This is a genomic window from Streptomyces zaehneri (assembly GCF_032248645.1).
In the GTDB taxonomy this organism is placed as follows: Bacteria; Actinomycetota; Actinomycetes; order Streptomycetales; family Streptomycetaceae; genus Streptomyces; species Streptomyces coriariae.
Genome location: NZ_JASTTJ010000001.1, coordinates 75,937 through 102,424 on the forward strand (window position 1 = coordinate 75,937; position 26,488 = coordinate 102,424).

At 70.1% G+C, this 26,488-nt stretch carries 24 protein-coding genes and 1 riboswitch; of the genes, 11 read left to right on the forward strand and 13 right to left on the reverse strand.

The genetic code is table 11. The features are described from left to right. Nucleotides 1-28 precede the first annotated feature (28 nt). Nucleotides 29-271, forward strand: a complete 243-nt coding sequence (locus tag QQM72_RS00365; protein ID WP_314218773.1) for a hypothetical protein — start codon at nt 29-31, stop codon at nt 269-271. Here the strand turns inward: QQM72_RS00365 and QQM72_RS00370 are convergent. From QQM72_RS00370 to QQM72_RS00390, 5 genes are all read right to left on the reverse strand, one after another. After that, a complete protein-coding gene (locus tag QQM72_RS00370) occupies nt 184-1,209 on the reverse strand; it encodes a ribonucleotide-diphosphate reductase subunit beta (RefSeq protein WP_314218774.1) in 1,026 nt (341 codons plus the stop codon). The genes QQM72_RS00365 and QQM72_RS00370 overlap by 88 nt on opposite strands. Continuing rightward, complete coding sequence (locus tag QQM72_RS00375; RefSeq protein ID WP_314218775.1) at nt 1,209-3,587, reverse strand: ribonucleoside-diphosphate reductase subunit alpha; 2,379 nt, start codon at nt 3,585-3,587, stop codon at nt 1,209-1,211. Before QQM72_RS00375 ends, QQM72_RS00370 begins: the two co-directional genes overlap by 1 nt. A 122-nt stretch (nt 3,588-3,709) precedes the next feature. Further along, nucleotides 3,710-3,879: riboswitch (cobalamin riboswitch) on the reverse strand. A 225-nt stretch (nt 3,880-4,104) separates the two neighbouring features. Continuing rightward, nucleotides 4,105-5,730, reverse strand: a complete 1,626-nt coding sequence (mctP, locus tag QQM72_RS00380; protein ID WP_314218776.1) for a monocarboxylate uptake permease MctP — start codon at nt 5,728-5,730, stop codon at nt 4,105-4,107. Continuing rightward, nucleotides 5,727-5,996 carry a DUF3311 domain-containing protein gene (locus QQM72_RS00385; protein WP_314218777.1) on the reverse strand — a complete coding sequence of 90 codons (270 nt, stop codon included), beginning with the start codon at nt 5,994-5,996 and terminating at the stop codon, nt 5,727-5,729. Before QQM72_RS00385 ends, mctP begins: the two co-directional genes overlap by 4 nt. A 144-nt stretch (nt 5,997-6,140) precedes the next feature. Next, nucleotides 6,141-6,905: a GntR family transcriptional regulator gene (locus QQM72_RS00390; protein WP_057603350.1), complete on the reverse strand. Its 765-nt coding sequence runs from the start codon at nt 6,903-6,905 to the stop codon at nt 6,141-6,143. Nucleotides 6,906-7,277: 372 nt separating this feature from the next. On the opposite strand from QQM72_RS00390, the gene QQM72_RS00395 reads away from it, so the two are divergent. The 4 genes from QQM72_RS00395 to QQM72_RS00410 all read left to right on the forward strand — a co-directional run bounded on the left by QQM72_RS00395 (nt 7,278) and on the right by QQM72_RS00410 (nt 12,077). Beyond that, nucleotides 7,278-8,558 carry an extracellular solute-binding protein gene (locus QQM72_RS00395; RefSeq protein WP_314218778.1) on the forward strand — a complete coding sequence of 427 codons (1,281 nt, stop codon included), beginning with the start codon at nt 7,278-7,280 and terminating at the stop codon, nt 8,556-8,558. Nucleotides 8,559-8,677: 119 nt separating this feature from the next. Beyond that, nucleotides 8,678-9,679: a carbohydrate ABC transporter permease gene (locus QQM72_RS00400; protein ID WP_314218779.1), complete on the forward strand. Its 1,002-nt coding sequence runs from the start codon at nt 8,678-8,680 to the stop codon at nt 9,677-9,679. After that, complete coding sequence (locus QQM72_RS00405) at nt 9,676-10,542, forward strand: carbohydrate ABC transporter permease (RefSeq protein ID WP_314218780.1); 867 nt, start codon at nt 9,676-9,678, stop codon at nt 10,540-10,542. Before QQM72_RS00400 ends, QQM72_RS00405 begins: the two co-directional genes overlap by 4 nt. An 8-nt stretch (nt 10,543-10,550) precedes the next feature. After that, entirely contained in the window at nt 10,551-12,077 is a 1,527-nt protein-coding gene (locus QQM72_RS00410) for a glycoside hydrolase family 3 protein (RefSeq protein ID WP_314218781.1), read from the forward strand. A gap of 75 nt (nt 12,078-12,152) precedes the next feature. On the opposite strand, the gene nagB is transcribed toward QQM72_RS00410, so the two are convergent. Continuing rightward, nucleotides 12,153-12,938 (reverse strand): glucosamine-6-phosphate deaminase, encoded by a 786-nt coding sequence (nagB, locus tag QQM72_RS00415; RefSeq protein WP_314218782.1) that lies wholly within the window; start codon nt 12,936-12,938, stop codon nt 12,153-12,155. A gap of 560 nt (nt 12,939-13,498) precedes the next feature. Between nagB and QQM72_RS00420 the strand changes: the two genes are divergently transcribed. Beyond that, nucleotides 13,499-14,974 (forward strand): sensor histidine kinase, encoded by a 1,476-nt coding sequence (locus tag QQM72_RS00420; protein ID WP_314218783.1) that lies wholly within the window; start codon nt 13,499-13,501, stop codon nt 14,972-14,974. Between the two features lie 209 nt (nt 14,975-15,183). Here QQM72_RS00420 and QQM72_RS00425 read toward each other — a convergent pair whose 3' ends face one another. Together QQM72_RS00425 and QQM72_RS00430 are read right to left on the reverse strand one after the other, a co-directional pair. Then, nucleotides 15,184-15,441, reverse strand: a complete 258-nt coding sequence (locus QQM72_RS00425; protein ID WP_016639615.1) for a WhiB family transcriptional regulator — start codon at nt 15,439-15,441, stop codon at nt 15,184-15,186. Nucleotides 15,442-15,760: 319 nt separating this feature from the next. Beyond that, nucleotides 15,761-16,729, reverse strand: coding sequence for a diacylglycerol/lipid kinase family protein (locus QQM72_RS00430; protein WP_314218784.1), 969 nt, complete (start codon nt 16,727-16,729; stop codon nt 15,761-15,763). Nucleotides 16,730-16,912: 183 nt separating this feature from the next. Here QQM72_RS00430 and QQM72_RS00435 point away from each other — a divergent pair, with 183 nt between their 5' ends. After that, nucleotides 16,913-17,353: a hypothetical protein gene (locus tag QQM72_RS00435; RefSeq protein WP_314218785.1), complete on the forward strand. Its 441-nt coding sequence runs from the start codon at nt 16,913-16,915 to the stop codon at nt 17,351-17,353. A gap of 55 nt (nt 17,354-17,408) precedes the next feature. Here QQM72_RS00435 and QQM72_RS00440 read toward each other — a convergent pair whose 3' ends face one another. The 3 genes from QQM72_RS00440 to QQM72_RS00450 all read right to left on the reverse strand — a co-directional run bounded on the left by QQM72_RS00440 (nt 17,409) and on the right by QQM72_RS00450 (nt 19,503). Beyond that, nucleotides 17,409-18,530, reverse strand: a complete 1,122-nt coding sequence (locus QQM72_RS00440; RefSeq protein WP_399075429.1) for an RNA polymerase sigma factor SigF — start codon at nt 18,528-18,530, stop codon at nt 17,409-17,411. 17 nt (nt 18,531-18,547) lie between these two features. After that, nucleotides 18,548-18,961 carry an ATP-binding protein gene (locus tag QQM72_RS00445; protein ID WP_020130755.1) on the reverse strand — a complete coding sequence of 138 codons (414 nt, stop codon included), beginning with the start codon at nt 18,959-18,961 and terminating at the stop codon, nt 18,548-18,550. 281 nt (nt 18,962-19,242) lie between these two features. Continuing rightward, nucleotides 19,243-19,503 carry a UBP-type zinc finger domain-containing protein gene (locus QQM72_RS00450; protein WP_314218787.1) on the reverse strand — a complete coding sequence of 87 codons (261 nt, stop codon included), beginning with the start codon at nt 19,501-19,503 and terminating at the stop codon, nt 19,243-19,245. 60 nt (nt 19,504-19,563) lie between these two features. Between QQM72_RS00450 and QQM72_RS00455 the strand changes: the two genes are divergently transcribed. After that, complete coding sequence (locus QQM72_RS00455) at nt 19,564-21,162, forward strand: Na+/H+ antiporter (RefSeq protein ID WP_314218788.1); 1,599 nt, start codon at nt 19,564-19,566, stop codon at nt 21,160-21,162. 21 nt (nt 21,163-21,183) lie between these two features. On the opposite strand, the gene QQM72_RS00460 is transcribed toward QQM72_RS00455, so the two are convergent. Beyond that, nucleotides 21,184-22,086 (reverse strand): 1-aminocyclopropane-1-carboxylate deaminase/D-cysteine desulfhydrase, encoded by a 903-nt coding sequence (locus tag QQM72_RS00460; RefSeq protein ID WP_314218789.1) that lies wholly within the window; start codon nt 22,084-22,086, stop codon nt 21,184-21,186. 155 nt (nt 22,087-22,241) lie between these two features. Between QQM72_RS00460 and QQM72_RS00465 the strand changes: the two genes are divergently transcribed. Together QQM72_RS00465 and QQM72_RS00470 are read left to right on the forward strand one after the other, a co-directional pair. Then, the gene (locus QQM72_RS00465; RefSeq protein ID WP_314218790.1) at nt 22,242-23,648 is read left to right on the forward strand and encodes a family 2B encapsulin nanocompartment shell protein; all 1,407 of its coding nucleotides are present in this window, start codon (nt 22,242-22,244) and stop codon (nt 23,646-23,648) included. A 50-nt stretch (nt 23,649-23,698) separates the two neighbouring features. Next, nucleotides 23,699-24,757, forward strand: coding sequence for a family 2 encapsulin nanocompartment cargo protein polyprenyl transferase (locus QQM72_RS00470; RefSeq protein WP_314219149.1), 1,059 nt, complete (start codon nt 23,699-23,701; stop codon nt 24,755-24,757). 185 nt (nt 24,758-24,942) lie between these two features. Here the strand turns inward: QQM72_RS00470 and QQM72_RS00475 are convergent, their stop codons facing one another. Next, nucleotides 24,943-25,548, reverse strand: coding sequence for a TetR/AcrR family transcriptional regulator (locus tag QQM72_RS00475; RefSeq protein WP_314218791.1), 606 nt, complete (start codon nt 25,546-25,548; stop codon nt 24,943-24,945). Between the two features lie 122 nt (nt 25,549-25,670). Here QQM72_RS00475 and QQM72_RS00480 point away from each other — a divergent pair, with 122 nt between their 5' ends. After that, nucleotides 25,671-26,255: a dihydrofolate reductase family protein gene (locus QQM72_RS00480; protein ID WP_314218792.1), complete on the forward strand. Its 585-nt coding sequence runs from the start codon at nt 25,671-25,673 to the stop codon at nt 26,253-26,255. Nucleotides 26,256-26,488: the final 233 nt, after the last annotated feature.

A 26,488-nucleotide genomic window follows, 5' to 3' on the forward strand; every position in this document is an offset into this window, starting at 1 on the left:
AGGAGTGTCCGGCAGCAGACTGATGTCCATGAACACGAACCAGATCGAAGGCCTCATCGGAATGCTCATGGTCCTCGGGATCCTCGTCCTCCTGGTCCTCCCGTCCGTGCTCGGCATCGTGCGCGACCGGCGCGCCGACCGGCAGATCAGGGAGGCCCAGGAGGCCCGGGGGGAGAGGGAGGGTCAGAAGTCCTCGTCCAGGTCGACGGTGCCCTCCACCGCGACCTGGTACGCCGAGGGACGGCGCTCGAAGAAGTTGGTCAGCTCCTGAACGCCCTGGAGCTCCATGAAGGAGAAGGGGTTCTCCGAGCCGTACACCGGGGCGAACCCGAGCCGCGACAGACGCTGGTCGGCGACGCACTCGAGGTACTGCCGCATCGAGTCGGTGTTCATGCCCGGCAGCCCCTCGCCGCACAGGTCGCGCCCGAACTGGAGCTCGGCCTCGACGGCCTCCCGCAGCATGTCGGTCACCTGCTCCTGGAGCTGGTCGTCGAAGAGCTCCGGCTCCTCCTTGCGGACGGTGTCGACCACCTCGAAGGCGAAGCTCATGTGCATGGTCTCGTCACGGAACACCCAGTTGGTGCCCGTGGCGAGGCCGTGCAGCAGGCCCCGGCTGCGGAACCAGTAGACGTACGCGAACGCGCCGTAGAAGAACAGGCCCTCGATGCACGCGGCGAAGCAGATCAGGTTGAGCAGGAAGCGGCGCCGGTCGGCCTTGGTCTCCAGCCGGTCAAGCTTCTCGACCTCGTTGATCCACTTGAAGCAGAACTCGGCCTTCTCGCGGATCGACGGGATGTTCTCGACCGCGTCGAAGGCCGCCGTCCTGTCCTGCGGGTCGGGGAGGTAGGTGTCCAGGAGCGTCAGATAGAACTGGACGTGGACGGCCTCCTCGAAGAGCTGCCTCGACAGATAGAGGCGCGCCTCGGGGGAGTTGATGTGCTTGTACAGCGTCAGCACCAGGTTGTTCGCCACGATCGAGTCGCCCGTCGCGAAGAACGCGACCAGCCGGCCGATCATGTGCTGCTCGCCCTCGGACAGCTTCGCCAGGTCGGCGACGTCCGAGTGGAGGTCGACCTCCTCGACGGTCCAGGTGTTCTTGATGGCGTCCCGGTAGCGCTCGTAGAAGTCCGGGTAGCGCATGGGACGAAGGGTCAGCTCGAAGCCCGGGTCGAGCAGGTTCTTCTCGGTCTTCTCGGGTGCGGTGGTCATTACTGGCAGGCCTCGCAGGACTCGGGGTTCTCAAGGGAGCAGGCGACGGCCTCTTCCGAGGTCACCTGCTGCACGGGGATGGCGGTCGGGGTCTGCGCCTGGGCCGCGCGGGCGATGCGGGTCGCCGGGCGGGAGCGCAGGTAGTACGTCGTCTTCAGGCCCGACTTCCAGGCGTACGCGTACATCGAGGAGAGCTTGCCGATGGTCGGCGTCTCCAGGAACAGGTTCAGGGACTGGGCCTGGTCAAGGTACGGGGTCCGGGCGGCGGCCATGTCGATCAGGCCGCGCTGCGGGATCTCCCACGCCGTGCGGTACAGGGCGCGCACGTCCGCCGGGATCCAGGCGAAGTCCTGCACCGAGCCGCTGGAGTCGCGCAGCGCCTCGCGGGTGCGGGCGTCCCAGACGCCGAGGTCCTTGAGGTCCTGCACCAGGTAGGAGTTGACCTGGAGGAACTCGCCGGACAGCGTCTCTCGCTTGAACAGGTTGGACACCTGCGGCTCGATGCACTCGTACACGCCCGCTATGGACGCGATGGTGGCGGTGGGGGCGATGGCGAGGAGCAGGGAGTTGCGCATGCCGGTCCGCGCGATCCGCTCGCGCAGGGCCGCCCAGCGCTCGGGCCAGCCGAACTCGACGCCGTAGTGGTCCGGGTGCAGCACGCCCCTGGCCGTACGGGTCTTCTCCCAGGCCGGCAGCGGGCCGTTGCGCTCGGCCAGCTCGGCGGAGGCCTCGTAGGCGGCGAGCATGACGCGCTCGGCGATCCGGGTGGACAGCGCCTTCGCCTCGGGCGAGTCGAAGGGCAGCCGCAGCTTGAAGAAGACGTCCTGGAGGCCCATCGCGCCCAGGCCGACCGGGCGCCAGCGGGCGTTGGAGCGGCCCGCCTGCTCGGTCGGGTAGAAGTTGATGTCGACGACCCGGTCGAGGAAGGTGACGGCCGTGCGGACGGTCTCGTCCAGCCGCTCCCAGTCGATCGTGCCGGCCGCCGCGTCGACGAACGCGCCGAGGTTCACCGAACCGAGGTTGCAGACCGCCGTCTCGCCGTCGTCCGTGACCTCCAGGATCTCCGTGCAGAGGTTGGAGGAGTGCACGACGTGGCCCGGTTCGGCCGTCTGGTTGGCGGTGCGGTTGGCCGCGTCCTTGAAGGTCATCCAGCCGTTGCCGGTCTGCGCGAGGGTGCGCATCATGCGGCCGTAGAGATCACGGGCCGGGATGGTCCTCTTCGCGAGGCCCGCCTCCTCGGCCCCGCGGTAGGCCGCGTCGAACTCCTCGCCCCACAGGTCGACGAGCTCGGGCACGTCGGCGGGGGAGAACAGCGACCAGGGTGCGTCGGCGTTGACCCGGCGCATGAACTCGTCCGGGATCCAGTGCGCGAGGTTCAGGTTGTGCGTCCGGCGGGCGTCCTCACCGGTGTTGTCCCGCAGCTCCAGGAACTCCTCGATGTCGGAGTGCCAGGTCTCCAGGTAGACCGCCGCCGCGCCCTTGCGCCGTCCGCCCTGGTTCACCGCGGCGACCGAGGCGTCGAGCGTCTTCAGGAACGGCACGATGCCGTTCGAGTGCCCGTTGGTGCCACGGATCAGCGAACCGCGGCTGCGGATACGGGAGTACGAAAGGCCGATGCCGCCCGCGTGCTTCGACAGCCTGGCCACCTGGTGGTAGCGGTCGTAGATGGAGTCCAGCTCGTCCAGCGGCGAGTCGAGGAGATAGCAGGACGACATCTGGGGGTGCCGGGTACCGGAGTTGAAGAGCGTGGGGGAGGACGGCAGGTAGTCCAGACGGCTCATCAGCCGGTAGAGCGCGGCGACCTCGTCCAGGGAACGGGGCGTGTCGTCCTCGGCGAGGCCGCAGGCGACGCGCAGCAGGAAGTGCTGCGGCGTCTCGACGACCTTACGGGTGATCGGGTGCCGCAGGAGGTAGCGGCTGTGCAGGGTACGGAGCCCGAAGTAGCCGAAGCGGTCGTCGCCCTGCTGGTCGATCAGGGCGTCGAGGCGGACCGCGTGGACGCGCACGAACTCGGCGGTGCGGTCGGCGATCAGACCCTCGCGGTGGCCGACGGCGACCGATCCGGTGAACGAGGTGACGCCCTGGGAGGCGGCCTCCGCGGCGATGCTGATCGTCAGCAGCCGGGCGGCCAGCTTCGAGTAGGCGGGGTCCTCGGAGATCAGGCCCGCGGCGCCCTCCGTGGCCAGCTCGCGCAGCTCCGCGGTGATCTCGGAGGCAGCCCGCGCGGACCGGCCGCGCAGAGCGGCGGCGGCGACCCGGCCGGGGTCGGCGTCGGGCAGGTCGGCGGTCAGCTCGGTCAGGGTCCGCAGCAACGCGGTACCGGGACCGTCGGTCTCCAGCTCGGTGACGGAAACCGGGCCGGCTGGCGCGATGGTCACGTGGGGCTCTCCCTCGCTCGGCGATGGGCCTTGCGGAGGGCAGGGGGCAGCTCGCGAGCGCGGGGCGTCGCGTCCACCGGCCCACTCCACGAGACCCGGACGTCAGGGCACCCGGACCGGACGGCCGGGCACGCTGTTCGGCAGGACCTCGGACTGAACAGGCGTGCGCATACGGGTATGCGTGCACGCATGTACACCGTTGCGGGACAGTTCCGGATTCGCACCGGATTCCCCTGCGGCGACAGCGAGCATGAGCATACATCTTGTGCTCACCTGTCACGCCACCCCCAGATGTTGTGTCGGGGTGGCTTCAGAGCGTCAACTGGTGGGCGAGGGGAGTGATGTCGTACATGCCGGGCGATGTCGCCCCGGGCGCACGACGGCGGGCCGCCGGATCGCTCCGACGGCCCGCCGTGTGCCGTGCCGAACACCGTGCCCGGGTGCCGTCCCCGGTGACCGGTCCATGGCGTGTCCGACGATTCCCGTCGCGCACCCGGCGGGAATCGTCGGACGCGTCCTAGTGGCCCGCGCCCGCCGTCGCCGGGGGCAGCTCCACCACCACGCCGGGGTCGCCCGCGTCCGCCGTGTAGTCCTGCGGCTTCGTCTCGTCGACGCCGTCGGGAGCCTTGGCCGCCTTCAGGACGAAGGTCAGCACCACCGTGACGACGACGTTGATCACGAACGCCGTGAGACCGATGTAGCCGATCTCGCCGATGCCCGGGATCTCCTTCGACGAGCCGCCGAAGTGCTTCTGGGTCGGGGACGCGACACCGTACGCGGCGAAGGTGCCGTAGACCATGCCGACCGCCCAGCCGGCGAGCAGGGCCCAGCGGTGGAACCAGCGGGTGAAGAGGCCGCCGACCAGGGCCGGGAACGTCTGGAGGATCCAGATGCCGCCCAGCAGCTGGAAGTTGATGGCGACCGTCTTGTCCATGGTGAGGACGAAGACCAGGGCGCCCACCTTCACCAGGAGCGAGACCAGCTTGGAGACCTTCGTCTCCTGGGCGGGTGTCGCGTCCGGCCTGATGAAGTCCTTGTAGATGTTGCGGGTGAAGAGGTTCGCGGCCGCGATCGACATGATGGCCGCGGGCACGAGCGCGCCGATGCCGATCGCCGCGAACGCCACCCCCGCGAACCAGGACGGGAACATGTCCTCGAACAGCTGCGGGATCGCCAGCTGCCCGTTGGTGACCTTGACTCCGGCCGCGATCGCCATGAAGCCGAGCAGCGCCAGCAGACCCAGCATCAGGGAGTACAGCGGCAGGATCGTGGTGTTGCGGCGGATCACCTCACGGCTGCGCGACGACAGCGTCGCCGTGATCGAGTGCGGGTACATGAACAGGGCGAGCGCCGAGCCCAACGCCAGCGTGGCGTACGTCCACTGGCCGGGTTCCGCCGGCGCCAGCGCGCCGCGCGGCTTGCCCGTCGCCGGGTTGGTCTGGCTGAACGCCTCGCCGGCCTTGGCGAAGATGTCGTCGAAGCCGCCCAGCTTGATCGGGATGTAGATGATCGCCACCGCGATGACGATGTAGATCAGCGTGTCCTTCACGAACGCGATCAGTGCGGGGGCCCGCAGACCCGAGGAGTACGTGTAGGCCGCCAGCACGCCGAACGCGATCAGCAGCGGCAGGTCCTTCATGAACCAGTTGGTGTCCTCGCCGCCGCCGACGCCCATCACGTCGAGCACGGCCTGGATGCCGACCAGTTGGAGCGCGATGTACGGCATCGTCGCCAGGATGCCGGTGACGGCGACCGCCAGCGACAGGCCCTTCGAACCGAACCGGCCGCGCACGAAGTCCGAGGTCGTCACATAGCCGTGCTTGTGGGACACCGACCACAGGCGGGGCAGGAAGGTGAAGATCAGCGGGTAGACGAGGATCGTGTACGGCACCGCGAAGAAGCCGGCCGCGCCCGCCGCGTAGATCGCCGCGGGTACCGCGACGAAGGTGTAGGCGGTGTACAGGTCGCCGCCGAGCAGGAACCAGGTGACCCAGGTGCCGAACGAGCGGCCGCCGAGGCCCCATTCGTCGAGGCTGTCGTTCTCCGCCTTGCGCCAGCGCGCGGCCAGGAAGCCCATGACCGTGACGGCCAGGAAGAAGAAGATGAAGACGGCGAGCGCGACGCCGTTCACGCCGTCCTTCACTCCGACGCACCCCCCTTCGCGGAAGAAGAGGCGGCGCGGCCGCGCTGGTCACGCTGCCACAGCTTGTACGCGGTCACCGTGAGCGCGGCGGACAGGGGCACCCACAGCATCTGGTACCAGTAGAAGAAGGGGATCCCGATGAACGCCGGATCCACCTTCGCGTACGACCCCACCCACAGCATTGCCACGAAGGGCGCGATCAGACAGAGGGCGATGGCGACGCGCGCAGGCGTCACCACCGGTTCCCTCGTTTCCTCGTCGGTCATCGGCGGCCGTCCCCTCACTCTGATCGCCTTGATCACAGATGTAATGCGCAGGCAATGTAAGTGACGGATAAGCCCAGCGGAAGACCCTCCACAGACCCTCTACGCGGTGGGCTGCCCGCCGGGCCGCTCGCCGGCTCTCGGCGGCTACTCGGTGGGCCTCTTCAGTCGGGCCACGAACTTGTACCGGTCGCCCCGGTACACCGACCGCACCCACTCCACCGGCCTGCCCTCCTGGTCCAGCGAGTGACGGGAGAGCATCAGCATCGGCAGGCCCACGTCGGTGCCCAGCAGGCCCGCCTCGCGCGGGGTGGCCAGTGAGGTCTCGATGGTCTCCTCGGCCTCGGCGAGACGGACGTCGTAGACCTCGGCGAGCGCGGTGTACAGCGAGGTGTACTTGACCAGCGACCTGCGCAGGGCCGGGAAGCGCTTCGCCGACAGATGGGTGGTCTCGATGGCCATCGGTTCGCCGTTGGCCATACGCAGGCGCTCGATGCGCAGCACCCGTACGCCGGCCGTTATGTCGAGGAGGCCGGCGAGGCGGTCGTCGGCGGTGATGTAGCCGATGTCCAGGAGCTGCGAGGTCGGCTCGAGGCCCTGGGCGCGCATGTCCTCGGTGTACGAGGTGAGTTGGAGCGCCTGGGACACCTTCGGCTTGGCGACGAAGGTGCCCTTGCCCTGGATGCGCTCGAGGCGGCCTTCGACGACGAGTTCCTGCAGCGCCTGGCGGACGGTCGTGCGCGAGGTGTCGAACTCGGCCGCCAGGGTGCGCTCCGGCGGGACCGGGGTGCCCGGGGACTGTGTCTCCGTGATGTCGAGCAGATGTTTCTTCAGACGGTAGTACTTGGGCACACGCGCGGTACGGACGGTCGCCCCACCCTCGTTCTCCGCACTGCTGACGTCGGTGCTCATGGCCTGCCTTCCCGGCTGCGGGTGCCGAAATGGCCGACACGCCGTCGGCCGCGGCTCACATCGTGGCACGGACGCGAGGATGCTGCTCCACCGTTCCGTGATCCCTCTGTATACCGGCGTAACCTTTGCTGGTCTAGTCCACCAGGGTAAATGGTCTACCGGAGCGGCGCCCTCCGGAGTCCGGGTTTTCGAGGGCTTCTTACTTAAAGGTTCCTGCATATGTAGGTCCCATAACGGCTGTTCGGAGGGGGTTCGGCCACCCTTGACAGGCTTATTGGTCTGAGCCAAGCTCTGCGCACTGGTCTACACCATTGGTCCAGATCGAGTTCCCGGCCCGTGGGCGGGGGGTGTGGCATCCCTGAGGAGGATGGCGTGAAGCGCAAGCTGATAGCCGCGATCGGTATCGCGGGCATGATGGTCTCCATCGCGGCGTGCGGGGACGACAGTGGCAGCGGGGACTCGAAGGGCACCGACGCCAAGGAGCTGACGGTCTGGCTCACCGTCGACGCGCAGAACAACTGGCCCGAGCTGGTGAAGGCCGCCGACGCGGCGGTGCAGAAGGCGCACCCGGGCGTCAAGATCAACCACGAGTACTACGGCTGGCCGGACAAGAACGCCAAGCTGGACGCGGTTCTCGCCACCGACAAGGCCCCCGACGTCGTCGAGATGGGCAACACCGAGATGCTCGGCTACATGGTCAAGGGCGCCTTCGCTCCCCTCGACACCGCCGAGTTCGACAACTCCTCCGCCTGGCTCGACGGCCTCAAGGCCTCGGTGACCTACGACGGCAAGACCTACGGCGTCCCGTACTACGCGGGCGGCCGGGTCGCCAACTGGCGCAAGGACCTCTTCGCCTCGGCGGGCGTCAAGACCACGCCGAAGACGTACACCGAGCTGACCGCCGCCCTGGACAAGGTCCAGAAGAAGGAGGGCGACAAGTTCTCCGCCTGGTACCAGCCCACCCGTGACTGGTACGCGGCCATGTCCTTCGTCTACGACGCCGGCGGCTCGATCGCCAAGGAGGAGGGCGGCGAGTGGAAGGCCAACCTCTCCTCGCCCGAGTCGGTCAAGGGCCTCAACGAGTTCAAGAACGTCGTCGACAAGTACATGCACGGCGACAAGACCAAGGACGAGTCCGACCGGTACATCGTCTACGGCCAGGGCAAGTCCGGCATGATCTTCGCCCCCGCCTGGGAGGGCGCGACCGCCGCGGCGAAGGAGAACGACAAGACCGGCAAGCTCGCGAACAACGTCGAGAACTTCGTGATGCCCGGCCCGTCCGGCAAGAACCTCCCCGTCTTCCTGGGCGGCTCCGACCTCGCCGTCCCGGTCAAGTCGGACGCGCAGGCCCTGGCCGCCGAGTGGATCAACGCCTTCACCGGCCCGTCCGGCCAGAAGGGCCTGATCGCCAAGGGCAACCTGCCCAACAACAAGACCGACCTCGCGACCCTCAAGAGCGATCCGGCCACCGCGGTCCCGGCCACCGCCGCCGAGTCCAACTGGTTCGTCCCGATGGCTCCCGGCTGGGGCCAGGTCGAGAAGGCCCAGGTGCTCCAGACCATGCTCCAGAGCATCGGCACCGGCAAGAAGACGGTCGAGGCCGCCGCGAAGGACGCGGACGCCGCGATCGACAAGGTCATCAACACCAAGTGACCTGAGGGCAGGGCCCCGTCTACCCCGGAGGGCTTCATCGGGGCGGGGCCCTGCCTCCCGTACGACCCGTGCGGGGCTTCGCCTTCGTACGACCCGAGGGACCGCTGAGGAGCGCGCGGATGAGTGCCGCAGACACGACCACTGCCAAAGTGCCGCCGACGCGGCAGTCGCCACCACCACCACCACCCGCGGGCGGACCCGGCGCGAAGAGACCACGCGGCGGCCGCGGTTCCCGCGGGGCCACCACCCCCTGGCTGCTCCTCGCCCCCTGCCTGCTGGTCCTCGCCCTGGTGATGGGCTATCCGCTGGTCCGGCTGGTCACCCTCTCGTTCCAGAAGTTCGGGCAGTCCCAGCTGTGGGGCTTCCAGCCGGCCGAGTCCGTCGGGTTCGACAACTTCACCGGAGTGCTGGGCGACGGCGAGTTCTGGCAGGTCGTCTTCCGCACGATCGTCTTCGCGGCCGGCTGCGTGATCTTCACGATGGTCATCGGCATGCTGATCGCGCTGCTCCTCCAGCGGGTCTCCGGCTGGGTGAAGACCCTCGTGAACATCGCGCTAGTGGCCAGCTGGGGCATGCCGGTCATCGTCGCCACCACCGTCTTCAAGTGGCTGTTCGACGCCGACTACGGCATTCTCAACGCGGTCCTGAGCAGGCTGCCGGGCGTCGAGCTGATCGGCCACAACTGGTTCGCCAGCGGACCGCAGGGGCTGGCGGTCATCATGCTCCTCGTCGTCTGGGGCGCCGTGCCCTTCGTGGTCATCACCCTCAGCGCCGGCCTCACCCAGGTCCCGGCCGAACTGGAGGAGGCCGCCCGCCTCGACGGCGCGGGCGCCTGGGGCGTCTTCCGGTACGTCACCCTGCCCATCCTCAAGCCGATCATCGTGATGCTCACGACCCTGTCGGTCATCTGGGACATGGGCGTGTTCCCCCAGGTCTTCGTCATGCGCAACGGACACCCGGAAGCCGAGTTCCAGATCCTGACGACGTACTCCTACGACCGCGCCTTCGTCGTCAACGACTACGGACAGGGCTCGGCGATCGCCCTGATCACCGTGCTGCTGCTGCTCGGTGTGGTCGCCGTCTACATGCGCCAGATGCTGAAGATCGGAGAGGTCGAATGAGTGCCGTTGCCTCCGAGGCGAGCCGGGCGGGAAGCCGGTCCGGGCGCCGCAGGTCGAAGTCCGGCTGGAACCTCCTCGGCGTGCTCGTCTTCGTCGTCGCGGGCTTCCCCGTCTACTGGATGCTCAACACCGCGTTCAAGCCGGCTAAGGACGCGATCGACCCGGACCCGAGCCTGCTGCCGACGGCACTCACCCTCGACAACTTCAGCCGCGCGCTGCACATCGCCGACTTCTGGGGCCCGGTGGGCCGCAGCCTGCTCGTCTCCCTGGCGGTCGTGGCGATCGGCGTCGTCGTCGGCATGCTGGCCGCCCTGGCCATCTCCCGGTTCGCCTTCCGCGGCCGCAAGATCGTGATCGTGGGCATCCTGGCCGTCCAGATGGTCCCGCTCGTCGCCATGATCATCCCGGTCTTCCTGCTCCTGAACGACCTGGGCCAGTACGACAAGCTGACCGGCCTGATCCTCACGTACCTGACCTTCATCCTCCCCTTCACGGTGTGGACGCTGCGCGGCTTCATCGTCAACATCCCGAAGGAGCTGGAGGAGGCCGCGATGGTCGACGGCTGCTCCCGCACCGGGGCCTTCGTCCGGGTGGTCTTCCCCCTGCTGGCGCCGGGCATGGTCGCCACCTCGGTCTACGGCTTCATCCAGGCCTGGAACGAGTACCTCTACGCCCTGATGCTGCTCAGCCAGAAGAACCAGACGGCCACCGTGTGGCTCAGCAACTTCTCCACCAAGCACGGCACCGAGTACGCCCCGATGATGGCCGGCGCCACCATGATGGCGCTGCCGATCGTCGCCCTGTTCCTCCTCGTCCAGCGCAAGATGGCCGCGGGGCTGACCGCGGGCGCCGTGAAGGGATAACGCCCCCGATGACGACAATCGCCAGCGGCACCGACACTCTCACCCGTGACGCCCTGACGGTCCTCCAACCAGGCTTCCCCGGCACCACCGCCCCCGACTGGCTGCTGCGCCGCCTGGGCGAGGGCCTGGCGTCGGTGGGCCTGTTCGGCCGGAACATCGCCTCGCCGCATCAACTCGCCTCGCTGACCGCGCAGCTGCGCGCCGAACGGGACGACGTCCTGGTCGCGATCGACGAGGAGGGCGGAGACGTCACGCGCCTGGAGGTGCGCACCGGCTCCAGCTTCCCCGGCAACCACGCGCTGGGCGCGGTGGACGACGTCTCGCTCACCCTGGAGGTCGCCGCGGAGCTGGGCCGCCGCCTCGCGGAGTGCGGCGTCAACCTCAACTGGGCACCCTCGGCCGACGTGAACTCCAACCCCGCGAACCCGGTCATCGGGGTCCGCTCGTTCGGCGCCGACCCCGGCCTGGTCGCCCGGCACACCGCCGCCTACGTCACCGGCCTTCAGTCGGCGGGCGTGGCGGCCTGCACCAAGCACTTCCCGGGGCACGGCGACACGGCCGTCGACTCCCACCACGCGCTCCCGCGCATCGACGCCGACCCCGCGGTCCTGACGGAACGTGAACTGACCCCGTTCCGCGCCGCCATCGCCGCCGGCACCCGCGCGGTGATGAGCGCGCACATCCTGGTCCCCGCCCTGGACCCGGCCCGACCGGCGACCCTGTCCCCGCACATCCTCACCACCCTGCTCCGCGAGGAACTCGGCTACGAAGGCCTGATCGTCACCGACGGCATGGAGATGCAGGCCGTCGCCGCGACCTACGGCATCGAGCGCGGCAGCGTTCTCGCCGTCGCGGCCGGCGCCGACGCCATCTGCGTGGGCGGCGGCCTGGCGGACGACGAGACGGTACGCCGGCTGCGCGACGCCCTGGTCACGGCCGTCCGCACGGGCGAACTCCCCGAGCAGCGCCTCGCGGACGCGGCGCGGCGGGTGCGGGCGCTGGCCCGCTGGACGGCTGTGCGGAGCACGGCCGCGGTCGGCCCCGAGGAGGCAACGGCGCGCGCGGGCCGCAGCGCCGGGCGAGCCGACGTCGGGCTGATCGCCGCCCGCCGGGCACTGCGCCTCACCGGCGACGACGTCTTCACCCCGCTCACCGACCCGCCGTTCGTCGCCGCGCTCACCCCGGTCGCGAACATCGCCGTCGGCGACGAGACCCCGTGGGGCGTGGCCGCGGAGCTGGGCCGGCTGCTGCCGGGGACGGAGACCGGCAGCTTCGCGGGCGCGGACGCGGGCCACGCGGCGCTGGTCGCGGCGGGCGAGCGGCGGATCGTGGCCGTGGTCCGCGACGAGCACCGGCACCCGTGGATGACGGCGGCCCTCGACACCGTCCTCACGGCGCGCCCGGACACGGTCGTCGTCGAGATGGGCGTCCCCCAGGCCCCGCCCCGCGGCGTCCTGCACATCGCCACCCACGGCGCGGCCCGGGTGTGCGGCCGCGCGGCGGCGGAGGTCATCGCGGGCGGCACGCACGCCTGAGCGCCATCACGACGAAGGCGCCGGGCTCCTGTAGAGGAGCCCGGCGCCTTCGTCGTCGGTGGTGACGGTGCGCCCTCAGATGCCCTGCCACGCCGGCTTGCCGGCGTACGTGTGCCGGAAGTACTCCGCCAGCTTCAGCTTGGACGCGGCGGCCTCGTCGACGACGACCGTGGCGTGCGGGTGCAGCTGGAGCGCGGAGGCCGGGCACACCGCGGCGACCGGCCCCTCGACGGTGGCCGCGACGGCGTCCGCCTTGCCCTCCCCGGTGGCGAGCAGCACCAGGTGCCGCGCCTCCAGGATCGTGCCGATGCCCTGCGTGATGACGTGGTGCGGGACCTGTTCGATGTCGCCGTCGAAGAAGCGCGCGTTGTCGACGCGGGTCTGCTCGGTCAGCGTCTTGATCCGGGTGCGCGAGGCCAGCGAGGAGCACGGCTCGTTGAAGCCGATGTGCCCGTCGGTGCCGATCCCGAGCAGCTGGAGGTCCACTCCGCCGGCCGCGGCCAGCGCGCGGTCGTACGCCTCGCACGCGGCCTGTACGTCCGTGGCCGTGCCGTCCGGCCCGAGGAAGGCCTCCATGCCGATGCCCAGCGGCTCCAGCACCTCGCGCCGCAGCACCGAACGGTAGGACTCGGGGTGCTCGGACGGCAGGCCCACGTACTCGTCGAGCTGGGCGATCCGCGCCCGCGCGGTGTCCACCGCCCCGGAACGCGCCTCGGCCGCCAGTGCCTGGTAGACGGGCAGCGGGGTGGAGCCGGTGGCCACACCGAGCAGGGCGTCCGGCTTGCGCCGCAGGAGCCGCGCCATGGCCTCGGCGATGAGCTCGCCGCCCGAGCGGGCGTCCGCAACGATGACAACTTCCACGCTGGCCTGCCGTTCTGAGAGGGGCACGGGGCCCGGAAGGGCTATGTGGTTTAGACCAATCTATGGGGTCAATCTAACAGAGTCGACCGTGTCCGTCCCGGGGCGCGGGAGGGGGCGGGAGGGCCGCTCCGGAGGTGGATCGCGGAAAATGCCGCCCGTAACTGGCCCCGCACGGGAACCCGCACAGGCTAGGCTGCGTTGTGGATGTCAGAGCGTCCGCATACCTACGACAACGAACGACCCTCCACACATGGACACCCCTAGTGGTCTAGTCCACAATGGAGGGGAGTGCGACACACAACTTCCGTCTTCCCCGCACAGGAGGGCGGACCGAGGACCCGGAGCTCTCTGCCCTGACTGCCCCGGTTCCTCACCCTTCGGTCGACGGGACCGCACACCCCGCGGCCGATATTGCTCCGGGCTGCGGTGCCGGGAGGGCTGAGGGTCCCTCTCAGGCGCCGCGGCCCGCGGGTGTTTCCGGGCCCGGGCGCCCCTCGCGGCCGACCGTGCGCCGCCGACAGGTTTAGGCCCCGCACAGACCCACGGGTACGCTCGCAGACGTGCCCTCCATGAACGAACTCGTACGCCAGCACACCGCACTCGACGACTCCGACCTCGAGTGGCTCCACCTGCTGGTCTCGGAGTGGCAGCTGCTCTCCGACCTCTCCTTCGCCGACCTGGTCCTGTGGGTCCCCACCCGGGACGGCACCCGCTATGTCTCGGTCGCCCAGATGCGGCCCAACACGGGCCCGACCTCCTACCAGGACGACATGGTCGGCCACCTCGTCCCGCGCGGCCGCCGTCCGCTGCTCGACGCCGCCCTGGACGAGGGCCGGATCGTGCGCGAGGGCGACCCGGAATGGCGTGAGGAGGTCCCCGTACGGGTCGAGTCGATCCCCGTACGGCGTGAGGGGCGCGTCCTCGGGGTCATCGCCCGCAACACCAACCTGCTCACCGTGCGCACCCCCAGCCGCCTGGAGCTCACCTACCTCCAGAGCGCCTCCGACCTCGCGCAGATGATCGCGGCCGGCTCCTTCCCGTTCCCCAACCAGCAGATGGACATGGACGCCGCCCCGCGCGTCGGCGACGGCCTGATCCGCGTCGACGGCGACGGAATCGTCCAGTACGCCTCCCCGAACGCGCTCTCGGCCTACCACCGCATGGGCCTCGCCTCCGACCTGGTCGGCCAGCACCTCGGCGTGACCACCGCCGAACTCGCCCCGACCCGGGGTCCGGTGGACGAGGCGCTCGCCAAGGTCGCCAGCGGCTGGGCGCCCCGCGAGTTCGAGATCGAGGCCAAGGACGGCGTCATCCAGTTCCGGGCGATTCCGCTCAAGCCCAAGGGCACCCGCATCGGCGCGCTCGTGCTGCTCCGCGACGTCACCGAACTGCGCCGTCGCGAGCGTGAGTTGATCACCAAGGACGCGACCATCCGGGAGATCCACCACCGGGTGAAGAACAACCTCCAGACGGTGGCGGCCCTGCTGCGCCTCCAGGCCCGGCGTATCGAGTCCGAGCGCGGCCGGGAGGCGCTGGAGGAGGCGGTCCGCCGGGTCGGCTCGATCGCCATCGTGCATGAGACGCTGTCTCAGAACCTGGACGAGCGGGTGGAGTTCGACGAGATCGCCGACCGGGTGCTGGCGATGGTCGCCGAGATCTCGCCGGGCAAGGTCGCCGGCCGGCGCAGCGGACGCTTCGGGATCCTGGACGCCGAGGTCGCCACCCCGCTGTCCATGGTCCTCACCGAGATCCTGCAGAACGCCCTGGAGCACGGCTTCGTCGAGGGCGACACCGGCACCGTCGAGGTGTCCGCGGTCCGCGGCGGCACCACGAAGGAGACGCGTCTCCTGGTCACCGTCCAGGACGACGGCGTCGGACTGCCCGAGGGCTTCGACCCGCACACCTCGGGCAACCTCGGCCTCCAGATCGTACGGACGCTGGTGGAGGGCGAGTTGGGCGGCACCTTCGACATGGTCCCGGGACCCGAGCGCGGTACCCAGGTGATCCTGGACATCCCGGTGCGCGCACAGAAGTAGCGGGCCCGCGACGGCGCGGGGCAGGTGACGGCGTGGGCGGACCGGGCGGGCGCACAGCAAGAAGCCCCGGACCGTTCAGGGGTCCGGGGCTCGAATGCTCGTTGCCAGCTTGTGCTGCGCATCGGGGGTACTGCGCGCTGCGGCTCGGGGGCGGGAGATGCGTACTCGCTGTACGCGCCGCCAAGCTCAGGCTTGCGGGGCGGGTGTTGTCAGGCGGAAGCCTGACGGGCCCGGTTGCGGGCGGCGCGGCGCTTCATCGCACGACGCTCGTCCTCGCTGAGGCCACCCCAGACGCCGGAGTCCTGGCCGGACTCGAGCGCCCACTGCAGACACTGCTCCATAACCGGGCAGCGACGGCAGACGGCCTTGGCTTCCTCGATCTGCAGCAGCGCAGGACCGGTGTTGCCGATGGGGAAGAAGAGCTCGGGGTCTTCCTCGCGGCAAACGGCGTTGTGACGCCAGTCCATGGCTGCTACCTCTCCTTGGTATTACATGCAAGTTGCTTGTGAATGTGAACGCTTTCACGAATCCCTCAACAAGTGAAGGGCCACCAGCCAGGTTCCCTGGCGCGGTCCTGTTGTTTGGAGAGGGGTTCCGGTGATCAGTGGATGCCGGTGTTGCGGGCCGTCCCGATCGCCACGTAGAGACTCGCAAACCTCAGCGGCGGATACAACCCCTTCCGGAAAGTTTTTTTTGATTCCTCGGTGTCGACTAGGTCACAGCCGTACTTCCATGGGGTGGACCCTGGTCTAAACGTTCGAGTGAAAGGACTTCAGCCCTTTCTGCTCACACAATCACACGCAGTGCACGGCGTACGCCTGTGAACGTCACGCTTGTTCGCAGCCCCAGGTGGTCACCGTCCATCTGAAGGGGCAAAGGGACCTTCGAATGCAAGGTGAACTGGTCCAGATCGTGCAGGGAGACGGCGTGCTTACCGTGCGGCCCCCGTTCGGGGGACGAAGTGAGCAACTGGGTGCCATATCGGGCAACCGAGGCCGTGGACAGACGGCTGAGACCCAGTACGTCGAGCCCTGTATCGAACGAGGCCTTAGGTGACGCGTACACCGGGCGATTGCCCAGATAGGTCCACGGAGCCGTGTTGCAGACTATGGACAACACCAAATCGGTCACCGGTTCGGCACCCGGACGCTCCAGGGTGATCGACCCGTGCCGGCGCTGTGACTCACCCAACAACTGGCGCATGGCCTGGCGGATGTAAAGAGCGTGCGTGGATCTCCTGCCGCGCTCGCGCTGCTGCTCCACCCGCCCCACCACCCCGGCGTCGAAGCCCAGTCCCGCGTTGAACGTGAACCAGCGCGACGGCACCGCCTCGTCCTCCGTGCCGGGCGTACCCGCCGCGAGGCCGAGCCCGACCGTGCGCTCACTGCTCTCACGCAGGGCGTCCAGCAGCGCGCCGGTGGCTTCCACCGGATCGTTGGGCAGCCCCAGGGCGCGGGCGAAGACGTTGGTGGAGCCACCGGGGACCACCGCTATACCGGGCAGGTTCTCCGGATCGGGGCCGGCGTGCAGGAGGCCGTTGACCACCTCGTTGACCGTGCCGTCGCCGCCGAGGGCCACCACCAGATCGACGTTTCCGCTGTCCGCCGCCTGCCGGCCCAGGTCACGCGCGTGTCCGCGGTACTCGGTGGTGACCGCCTCGAGCTTCATCTCGCTCGCGAGCGCGTGGATGAGGACGTCGCGCGTCCGTGCACTCGTAGTGGTTGCCGCCGGATTGACCACGAGAAGTGCACGCATGAGTTGCAGCGTACCTACTGGGTGGTACCGGGCACAGGCCGAGGTGGGGATCGGGTAAGAGATCGCGGAGTGAGCCTAGACACGAGCGCCGCGCCTTCGCGCGCGGGGGCATCGGCGCCCGTTCGGGGGTGCGGGCCCGCGGGTGGCCGGGGGCCGCTCAGCGGTGCGGGCTACCCTTCTGGGGTGAGCAGTGACGAGACCTCCGCCGCCCCGGAAACCGCCGTACCCCGCCCGCGTCGGGTGACGTACGCCGCCGCGCTCGTCGCCCTGGAGGGGCTGGCGCTGGTCGTCGGCGGGGTGTGCATGCTCGCCCTGGGGGTCAGCGGCGACCCGGGCGACCGACAGCAGGCCGTCACCGGCGGAGTCACGCTGATCGTGCTCGCGCTGCTGCCGCTGCTCGCCGCCCGTGGGCTGCTGGGTCTGCGCAGCTGGAGCCGGGGACCCGCCGTCATCACCCAGGTCATGGCGCTGCCGGTGGCCTACAACCTTTTGCAGGCCGACAGCCTGGCCATCCCGGCGGGCATCGCGCTCGCGGCCACCGCCGTCGCCTCGCTCGTCCTGATCGTCAACGGCGAGACGACCCGGGCCCTCGGGATCCGGGGGCCGGGCCGCGCATCGGAGTAGGCCTTCGGGCTGCCGCTCCTCCGTACCGTTTGCACCGCCTGTGCCGCTTGGGCCGCTATTCCTCGACGAGCAGTTTCTCCCGCAGCTGGGCCAGCGTGCGGGCCAGCAGGCGCGAGACGTGCATCTGCGAGATGCCGACCTCCTGCGCGATCTGCGACTGGGTCATGTTGCCGAAGAAGCGCAGCAGCAGGATCCGCTTCTCGCGCGGCGGGAGGTCCTCCAGAAGAGGCTTGAGGGACTCCCGGTACTCGACGCCCTCCAGCGCCTCGTCCTCCGCGCCGAGGGTGTCCGCGACCGCCGGTGACTCGTCGTCGGTGTCCGGCACGTCCAGGGAGAGGGTGGAGTACGCGTTGGCGGACTCCAGGCCCTCCAGGACCTCCTCCTCCGAGATCGCCAGCTTCTCGGCGAGCTCGTGGACCGTGGGGGAGCGGCCGTGCTGCTGCGACAGCTCGGCCGTCGCCGTGGTCAGCGCCAGGCGCAGTTCCTGGAGCCGGCGCGGCACCCGCACCGCCCAGCCCTTGTCGCGGAAGTGGCGCTTGATCTCGCCGACGACCGTCGGGGTCGCGTAGGTGGAGAACTCCACGCCGCGCTCCGGGTCGAAGCGGTCGACCGACTTGATCAGGCCGATGGTCGCGACCTGGGTGAGGTCGTCCAGCGGCTCGCCGCGGTTGCGGAAGCGCCGCGCGAGGTGCTCGACGAGCGGCAGATGCATCCGGACCAGCTGGTTGCGCATCTCCGCGTACTCGGCACTGGTGTTCTCGAGCTTGCGCAGCTCGATGAACATCGCCCGTGCGCCGCTGCGGTCCCCCGGCGCGGGGGGTACCGGCACGGGGGTGGCCGGCACAGGGGTTGCCGGTGGTTCGTGCTGCGTGCCCGGCACGCTCTGTTCGCCGTCTCGCTGGTGCTCGCTCATTGTCCCGCCCGTCGCCCTCTGTCGAGCCCTCGCCTCTGCTCGGCCCGGGGGCGAGCCCCCGATCCGCCTCTCCCGAGGCGAGCCCTGCACGGCACCTTCCGGCAGGCCCGCCCGCGCGGAGACCGAGTCGTCCTCCGGATGCGGCCGGGCCTGCTCGGGAATGCCGTCGATGCCGTCCGCCATGCGTCGGGAACCGTCCGGAGAGACTGGAATCTCGGCGTTCTCGGCCGGCAGCTCCCGTGTGCCGCGCTCTTCGTCCCGCACCGGCCCGTCCCCGTTCCTCACGCCGGCCCGGGTCCCGCGCCGCGTTGTTTGTAGAGACTGATCGTCACGGTCTTGTCCTCGTCGACGGCGGAGGACACCTTGCCCGCGAGGGCGGACAGGACGGTCCAGGCGAAGGTGTCCCGTGAGGGGGCGTGTCCGTCCGTGGTCGGCGCGGAGACGGTGACCTCCAGCGAGTCGTCGACGAGTCGGAACACGCAACTGAGTACCGAGCCGGGCACGGCCTGCTGGAGCAGGATCGCGCAAGCCTCGTCCACCGCGATGCGCAGGTCCTCGATCTCGTCCAGGGTGAAGTCCAAACGGGCCGCGAGGCCGGCCGTGGCCGTCCGCAGCACCGACAGGTAGGCACCCGCAGCCGGCAGCCGGACTTCCACGAAGTCCTGGGTCGCGGGCTCGCCTGCGATCTGGGACACCCTCACCTCCAAGGTGGTACAAGCTTTTCGGGGCCGAGGGTCGCCCCCCGGGGTAACGCGTGTGTGGTGCAGCGGTGACGCTATCGCGCTCTCAAGTTTCTGTCCCCGGGACCCCAACCCCCTGGCGTCACTCACAGTAAAGCTGTGAACACGCTCCGTGTCTAGAGGTTGGTCGGCCCAAATGGGAACAGGGCGCGCCGGGTTGACGTACCCAGGCGTCAGATGGTCGAACCGTACCCGCCGGACGGCCGGGGCGTCATGGTCTCCTCATACGAGGCTCCTCATACGAGGACATGGTCGACGAAGCACCAACGCCAGTTCTCGCCGGGTTCGAAGGTCCGCATCACCGGGTGACCCGAATCCTTGTGGTGCGCGGTGGCGTGCCGGCTGGGCGAGGAGTCGCAGCAGCCGACGTGGCCGCAGGTCAGGCACAGCCGAAGTTGCACCGGGTGGGTGCCGTCCCGCAGGCACTCCGGACACGTCTCGCCGAGCGGGACGGGTTCCGGGTGGGGCAGCGCGTCGGCATGCGTGCACTGTTTCATGATTGCCAGATTACGACGGGCGTGCGGACGACCGCGCGGAAAAACGAGGGCGGGCTGGACATGGACGTGATGCCACTGCTGTTGCTGGTGGCCGGCAGTGCGGCTTTCGCGGCGGCGGCCCGGCGCACCCCGGTGCCCGCGCCGCTGCTGCTGGTGGCGGTCGGCCTGCTGGTGTCCTATGTGCCGGGGGTGCCCGACTACACCCTGGACCCGGACGTCGTGCTGCCGCTCCTGCTGCCTCCGCTGCTGTACACGTCGGCCACCGACAGCTCCTATCTCGACCTGCGCGCCCAGCTGCGGCCGGTGGCCCTGCTGTCGGTCGGGTACGTGCTCTTCGCGACCTTCGCCGTCGGCTGGGCGGCCTATCTGATCGTCCCCGGGCTGCCGCTGACGGCGGCGCTGGTGCTGGGCGCGGTGGTGGCGCCGCCGGACGCGGTCGCGGCCACGGCGGTGGCCCGCCGGGTCGGTCTGCCGTCACGGATCACCACGATCCTCCAGGGCGAGTCGCTGCTGAACGACGCCACCGCGATCACCGCCTACAAGGTGGCCCTCGCGGTCGTGGTCGGCGAGGGCGCGTCCTGGGCCGGCGGTATCGAGGAGTTCCTGGTGGCGGCCGTCGGCGGGACCGCCGTCGGCCTGATCCTGATGGCCCCGCTGCACTGGCTGCGCACCCACCTCAAGGAGCCCCTGCTCCAGAACACGCTCTCCCTGCTGATCCCCTTCGTCGCCTACGCGGCGGCCGAGCAGTTCCACGCCTCCGGCGTCATCGCGGTGGTCGTCGTCGCGCTCTACCTGGGCCACCGCGCGTGGGAGGTCGACTTCGCGACCCGCCTCCAGGAGGAGGCCGTGTGGAAGATGGTCGCCTTCGTCCTGGAGTCGGCGGTCTTCGCGCTGATCGGCCTCCAGCTCCCGGTCGTCCTGAAGGGTCTCGGCGCCTACGAGGGGGTGGACGCCGCCTGGTACGCCGTCGCGCTGTTCCTCGTGGTCGTGGCGGCGCGCTTCCTGTGGGTGTACCCGGCGACCTTCCTGCCCCGGCTGCTGTCGGCGCGTATCCGCGCGCGGGAGGAGAACCCGACCTGGCGGGGGCCGATCGTCATCGCCTGGGCCGGCATGCGGGGCGTGGTCTCGCTCGCCATCGCGTTCTCCATCCCGCTCACCGTGGACCACGGCGACGCGCCCTTCCCGTACCGCAATCTGATCCTCTTCCTCACCTTCACGACGGTCATCGGCACCCTGGTGGTGCAGGGGCTGAGCCTGCCGCCGCTGATCCGCCTGCTGAAGTTCCCCGAGCCCGACCCGCAGGCCGCGACGCTCGCCGAGGCCAATGCCCAGGCGCAGGCCTCCCGGGTCGCCGAGGAGCGGCTGGACGCGCTGCTGGCCGACGAGCGCAACGCGCTGCCGCCGCCGCTCGCCGACCGGCTGCGCAGCGTCCTGGAACGGCGCCGCAACGCCGTCTGGGAGCGCCTCGGACAGGTCAACCCGGTCACCGGCGAGACCGTCGACGACACCTACCGGCGTCTGTCGCGCGAGATGATCAGCGCCGAGCGCGAGATGTTCGTCCGGCTCCGGGACGGCCGCCACATCGACGACGAGATGCTGCGCACGCTGCTGCGCCGGCTGGACCTGGAGGAGGCGGCGGCCTTCCGGGAGACGGCATAGGCGCCGGCGTCCGCCGTCGCCTCACGGGAACGGGCGGCCGGTGATCACGGCCGTCACGGTCGTCCCGCGCACGAAGGCGCCCTCCTCGGCCAGGGCGACAAGGCCGTAGAGCGACTTGGCGACATAAAGACGTTCCACCGGCACCGCGTGACGTCGTTCGAAGTCCGCCGCGAAGGTCTCGAGCTCGGGCGGGACACGGGCGTAGCCGCCGAAGTGGAAGCGTTCGTCGAGCCGCCACTCGCCCCGTCGGCCGCCGAACGCCTCTTCCTGCAGCGCCTGTATCCCGTCGCCCAGGAAGCCGCCTCTGAGGACGGGTATGCCCAGGGCCCGCTGACCGGGGGCGAGGCCGGCCGCCAGGCCGGCGAGGGTTCCGCCGGTGCCACAGGCGAGGGCGACGACGTCGCTGCGGCCCCGCAGCTCCTCGCCGAGCGCCCGGCAGCCGTGGACCGCCGCCGCGTTGCTGCCGCCCTCGGGCACGACGTACGCGTCCCGCGCGCCGACCGCGTCCAGAAGCTTCCCGAGCACGTCCGGCTCGGTCTTGCGACGGTAGGTCGAGCGCTCCACGAAGTGCAGGCGCATTCCGTCGGCCGCGCACCGGGCCAGGGACGGGTTCAGCGGCCGGCCGGCCAGTTCGTCTCCGCGCACCACGCCCACCGTGGGCTGCCCCAGCAGACGGCCGGCGGCGGCCGTGGCCCGCAGGTGGTTGGAGTAGGCGCCCCCGAAGGTGAGGAGGGTCCGTCCCGCCGCCCGCTCCAGGTTGGGCGCGAGCTTGCGCCACTTGTTGCCGATCAGCTCGGGGTGGATCAGGTCGTCCCGCTTCAGCAGCAGCCGGACGCCGTACCGCCCGAACCGGTCGTCGGACACTTCCTGGAGGGGAGAGGGCAGGCGGGGGCGCAGGTCGGTCACCCGCTCATTGTCGAACACCGTTCGGTGAAACGTAGCTCTTCCCTGCCCACGTAGATCCATTCCCGCTCGTTCGGGTAATAGCACGAGCACACACCGTGATGGAAGGCTTGCCGCGTGAACGAAGTGCATCGGCGCAGTTCGGCGTCCGTGCATGAATCGGGAGGGCATTTCTCATGTCGGTAGGCGAAGAGGTCCGCGCGGATTCGGGCAAGCCGCAGCAGAGTCTCGGCACCGCGGCCGCGCGGAACCTGGCCACCACGACCAAGTCCGCACCGCAGATGCAGGAGATCAGCTCCCGCTGGCTGCTGCGGAATCTGCCCTGGGTCGATGTGCAGGGTGGTACGTACCGGGTCAACAGGCGTCTGACGTACGCGGTGGGCGACGGCCGCATCACTTTCGTGAAGACCGGCGACCGGGTCGAGGTCATCCCGGCCGAGCTGGGCGAACTGCCCGCGCTCCGCTCCTACGAGGACGAGGAGGTGCTCGGGGAACTCGCCCAGCGCTGCCGGCAGCGGGAGTTCGGCCCGGGCGAGGTCATCGCCTCCTTCGGCAGCCAGAGCGAGGAGGTCTACCTGCTGGCGCACGGCCGCGTCGAGAAGGTCGGCACCGGCCCCTACGGCGACGACCAGGTGCTCGGCGTCCTCGCGGACGGCGCGTACTTCGGCGACCAGACCCTGCTCGACGCGGACGCCATCTGGGAGTACACGGCCCGCGCGGACACGGCCTGCACGGTGCTGATCCTGGCCAGGCAGGACGTCGAGCAGGTCGCGGAGCGTGCCGAATCCCTGCGCGAGCACCTCCAGCGGCTGCGCGCGATCCCCGAGCAGCGCACCAACAAGTACGGCGAGAAAGAGGTCGACCTCGCCACCGGTCACGCCGGTGAGCCGGACATCCCGCACACGTTCGTGGACTACGACGCCCGGCCGCGCGAGTACGAACTGAGCATCGCCCAGACCGTCCTGCGCATCCACTCGCGCGTGGCCGATCTGTACAACCAGCCGATGAACCAGACCGAGCAGCAGTTGCGGCTGACGGTCGAGGCGCTCAAGGAGCGCCAGGAGCACGAACTCGTCAACAACCGCGAGTTCGGGCTGCTGCACAACTGCGAGTACGACCAGCGGATCCAGCCGCACGACGGCGTGCCCGGCCCGGACGACCTCGACGAACTGCTCAGCAGGCGGCGCGGCACCAAGATGCTGCTCGCCCACCCGCGCGCGATCTCCGCGATCGGCCGTGAGCTCAACAAGCGCGGGCTCGTCCCCGAGACGATCGATGTCGGCGGCAACCGGATCCCGACCTGGCGCGGGGTGCCGATCTACCCGTGCAACAAGATCCCGGTCACCGCGGCCCGCACCAGCTCCGTCATCGCGCTGCGTCTGGGCCAGGAGGACCAGGGCGTCATCGGTCTGCGCCAGTCCGGCATCCCGGACGAGATCGAGCCGAGCCTGTCCGTGCGGTTCATGGGCATCAACGAACAGGCCATCATCAAGTACCTGGTCACGGCCTACTACTCGGCCGCGGTCCTGGTGCCGGACGCGCTGGGCGTCATGGAGAACGTCGAGATCGGCCGCTGGCGGTGACTTCCGCCATCAGGCGGTACCGGGGTGAGACGCGCGAAAGGCGGAGGCCCATCGGCAGCCAGGGCGACAGTGGTCCGGGGCCGGCCGACGGGCACGACGCGGCGGTGATCCTGGAGCGCTCCCGGGCGTCGGTCGACCCCGAACTGCGTCAGGCCATCGACTCGTTGCCCGGCGCCGTGCGCCGGGTCGCGCGCTACCACTTCGGCTGGGAGCAGGCCGACGGCACCCCGGCGGCCGCCAACGCGGGCAAGGCGATCCGCCCGGCCCTCGTGCTCGCCGCGGCCACCGCGCTCGGTGGCCCGGCGGCCCGCGCGGCGGCCCTGCGGGCGGCCGCCGCGGTCGAACTGGTCCACAACTTCACGCTGTTGCACGACGACGTGATGGACCGGGACACCACCCGCCGGCACCGGCCCACCGCCTGGACCGTGTTCGGCGACGCCGACGCGATCCTCGCCGGGGACGCACTTCAGGCTCTCGCCCTCGGGCTGCTGGCCGCGGATCCGCATCCCGCGTCCGCGGCGGCCGCCCGCCGGGTCGCGGCCTGTGTGGTCGAACTCTGCGCCGGCCAGCAGGCGGACACGGCCTTGGAGAAGCGCGGCCCCGCCGAGATCACCCTCGACGAGGTGCTCGTCATGGCCGAGGCGAAGACGGGAGCGCTGCTCGGCTGCGCCTGCGCCGTGGGCGCGCTGTACGCGGGGGCGGCCGAGGAGGAGGTGGACGCGCTGGACGCGTTCGGCCGGGAGGCCGGGCTCGCCTTCCAGCTGATCGACGACGTCATCGGCCTGTGGGGAGACCCGCGGCACACCGGCAAGCCGGCCGGCGCGGATCTCGCCGCCCGCAAGAAGTCCCTGCCGGTGGTCGCCGCGCTGACCTCCGGCACCCCGGCGGCCGGCGAACTGGCCGCGCTGTACGAGGCGCCCTACGACCCGGCCGACCTGGACCGCACGACGCTGGCCGTCGAACGGGCCGGCGGCCGGGAGTGGGCGCAGGAGCAGGCGGCCGACCGCATGGCCCGCGCGATGCACGAACTGGCCCGGGCGATCCCGGACCCGGAGTCGGCGGGCGGCCTGCTGTCCCTGGCGGAGTTCGTGACCCGGCGCAGCAGCTAGGACCTGACCTGACCGGTCCGAGGGCGAGGGAGAGGGCAAAGAGGGACGACGGACGAGGAGGGCGAGGAGGGCGAGGACGAGGAAGCGAGGAAGGGCGGCGGACGAAGCCGGGCTGCCTTCCGGTGGGTTCCGGTCCGGCGGGTCCCGCACATCCCCACGGTGTGCGGGGCCCGCCGCCGTTCGTCCTACGCGGGTTCCTCGGCGCCGTCCGGGACGATCGTCGCCACGATCCGCTCCACCAGCCCCTCCGGCACCCCCACCCCCGGCAGGACGCCGTCCAGGACGTCCGGCAGGGTCAGGTGCTCCAGGATCAGCCCGAGCATCGCGAGGTACAGGACGACGACGGTCTCGTCGCCGCCGGGCAGGCCGGCCTCGCGGTGGAAGAACCTGCCGTGGTCGAGGTCGCCGCGCACCGACGTGGTGAACGAGGCGCGGAGCTCGGGACGGCGGGTGGCCTCGAGGCGCATCTCCAGCAGGGCGAGGTAGCCGCTCCGGTCACGGGTCGCGCGGGCCATCAGGTCGTGCATGAACGCCGTGACCAGGGAACGGTCGCGCGGCCGCGCCAGCAGCGCGCCCAGCACCTCGGGGTCGGGCGCCAGCCGGACGTGCAGCCGGGCGTCGATCTGCCGCAGCAGGTCGTCGCGCCCGGTGAAGTAGTTGGAGGCGGTGCCCACCGGCACCGCGGCCGCAGAGTCCACCGCGCGGAACGTGAGCCCCCGCGCGCCCTCACGTGCGAGCACCTCCACCCCGGCGTCCACCAGGGCCGCCCGGCGCTCCGGATTTCCGGCCATGCGGAACCTTCTCTCTCACTTGGCTCCGTTTCCCGAAACACCGGGAAACCCGCTTGCGACCACTACATCTGAAGTACTACAACTGGAGTGGTTCGGAAGCCAGCCTACGGAAAGAGCCCCACTTGCGAAAGCTCACGTACTTCGTCGCCTGCTCCGTCGACGGCTTCATCGGAGACGTGAACGGCGACGGCTCGGCGATGATCGCCTACGTCGACGAGGAGTTCCTCGACTTCCTCACGACGGAGTATCCGGAGACCATTCCGACCCACGGCCGTCGCGCGCTGGGTCTCGACGACCTGGAGAACAAGAGGTTCGACACGGTCATCCAGGGCCGGGCCAGCTACGACGTGGCACTGAAGGAGGACATCCCCAGCCCGTACGCACACCTGCGCCAGTACGTCGCCTCCCGCACCCTCGGCGGGTCGCCCTCCCCGGACGTCGAGATCATCGCGGACGGCCTGCTCGCCAAGGTCCGCGAACTGAAGGCGGAGGACGGCGGCCTCGACATCTACCTGTGCGGCGGCTCCCGACTCGCGGGCGAGCTGATCGACGAGATCGACGAGCTCGTGATCAAGACCTACCCGATGGCCTACGGCGCAGGCATGCCGATGTTCGGCGCCGGCTTCGACATCGCCCGCTTCGCCTTCGGCGGGGTGCGCTCGTTCGGCAACGGCGTGGTCGTACGGACGTACGACAGGCAGCGCTGACCGATGTCGACGTACAGCGGGGAGCGCTCGGGGCCGTGCCGCCCTACTCTGGTGGCATGGACCGGGAACAACGCGTCTGTCCCGACTGTGGGCAGCCAGTGCAGTCCGTCGTCCGGCGACACAAGACGCTGGGCGCGTGGGTCCCGCGCTGGGTGCCGGGCCCGTGTCACAACCCGCGCTGCGAGGCGTACGTGGAACCGGGCCCCCGGCACAGGACGGCCGGGGCCGAAAAG